This window comes from Streptomyces sp. NPDC050433 (assembly GCF_044458565.1).
Classification (GTDB): domain Bacteria; phylum Actinomycetota; class Actinomycetes; order Streptomycetales; family Streptomycetaceae; genus Streptomyces.
Genome location: NZ_JBITIB010000070.1, coordinates 1 through 1,435 on the forward strand (window position 1 = coordinate 1; position 1,435 = coordinate 1,435).

Sequence of the window (1,435 nt, forward strand, 5' to 3'; positions counted from 1 at the left end):
CCAATGCCGGTGATTTTAGGTTGTTGCTGGTCGGGTGGTGATCGTTGCTGGGGCTGGTGGTGGCCAGTTGCGGTGTTCGGCTCGTTTGAGGGGCCAGTTGGACATCTTGCGTTTGATCACGCGGGGGCAGGTCCGGTGGCGTCGGGTGGGCAGGAGGCGTTCGGCGATCTCAGCAAGGGTGCGGGTCAGTGCCCGTGTGAGTCTGCCGGGGGGAAAACGCCGCCTGGGCGGGGACCTGGCGGCGCACGATCCGCAGGGACCGGGTGAAGGACATGCGGTCGGGGTCGAGACCGTGGTCGAGGGCGGCCTGGTGCATCAGCTGCCGGATGGCGTGGTGAATGAGGAGGAACCCGTAGATCTCCTGTTCCACGCCCCACGGGTACTTCGAACGAAGGAGGAGTTTCGGGCCGCGCTGGTGGGTTTTGATCTCGTCCAGCGTGGTCTCGATCTCCCACCGCTGGGCATAGAGCGCGGCCAGCTCCCGGGCGGGTGCCTGCCGGGGGTCGAGCAGGGTGGTCAGCAGGCGGTAGACAGCGGCGTCGCCGCTGTGGGCGAGGGTGTACTCGATCACGCGGACGGTCACCGGGTTGCGGCGGCTCCTGCGGTCCTTCTCGGCGTGGACCGTGCTCAGGTAGGAGCCGTCGGTCAGGACCTCCATGACGGGCAGGGCGGCGCTCTTGCGCATCCGCCACAGCAGGTCCGCGCCGCTCGCCCGGGCCGCCTGCCACAGCTCGAACCCGTAAAAGCCCCGGTCGGCCAGCAGCAGCATCCCCGCCCGGAGCTCGGTGAGCAGCTGCCGCGACAGCACCGGCTCACTCACCGACAGCGGCCCGATGGCCGCGCCGAACACCGCGTGCGTCCCGCACTCCGCCAGAGCCACCACTCTGGCCTGCGGGAACGCGCCGACCCCCCGCCCGGACCCCGGGCGGCCGAAGAAGCCGTCGTTGGCCGCGGTGTCCGCCAGGTCCAGGGTGGTGCCGTCCACCGCCACCAGACGCCACTGCCGGTACCAGGCACCCGCCGTCCCGGGCACCGCCACCGGCCGGCACACCCGCCCGAACAGCACCTTCAACGGCTCCGGGCCCAGACGCCGACGCGCCCGCCCGATCGCGGCGGTCGTCGGCACACGCCACGACCGCCCCCGGTTCCCCAGCCCCTCACCCAGCAGACGCGCGACCTCCTCATACGGCTGCCCGAAGAACAGGCACATCGCCAGCACGAAGTACACGACCACCCGGGCGGGCAGCAGCCGACTGCGCTGCTCGACCCGCCCGGTCTCCGCGATCACCTCATCGACCAACTCCGGCGGAAACGCCCGCGTCAGCACCCCGATCGCAATCCGGTCCGACAACCGCTCACCCGCAGGCGACTTGACCTGCCCCACCCTCGCCACACCACAACCAACGAGAAAGAAAGGCCAAAGTCACCGGCATTG

General features: G+C 70.2%; 1 protein-coding gene. It reads right to left on the minus strand.

Features of this window, described 5'->3' with window-relative positions:
* Window positions 1-169 precede the first annotated feature (169 nt).
* Complete coding sequence (locus ACIBLA_RS37560; RefSeq protein WP_399201148.1) at window positions 170-1,393, minus strand: IS4 family transposase; 1,224 nt, start codon at window positions 1,391-1,393, stop codon at window positions 170-172.
* Window positions 1,394-1,435: the final 42 nt, after the last annotated feature.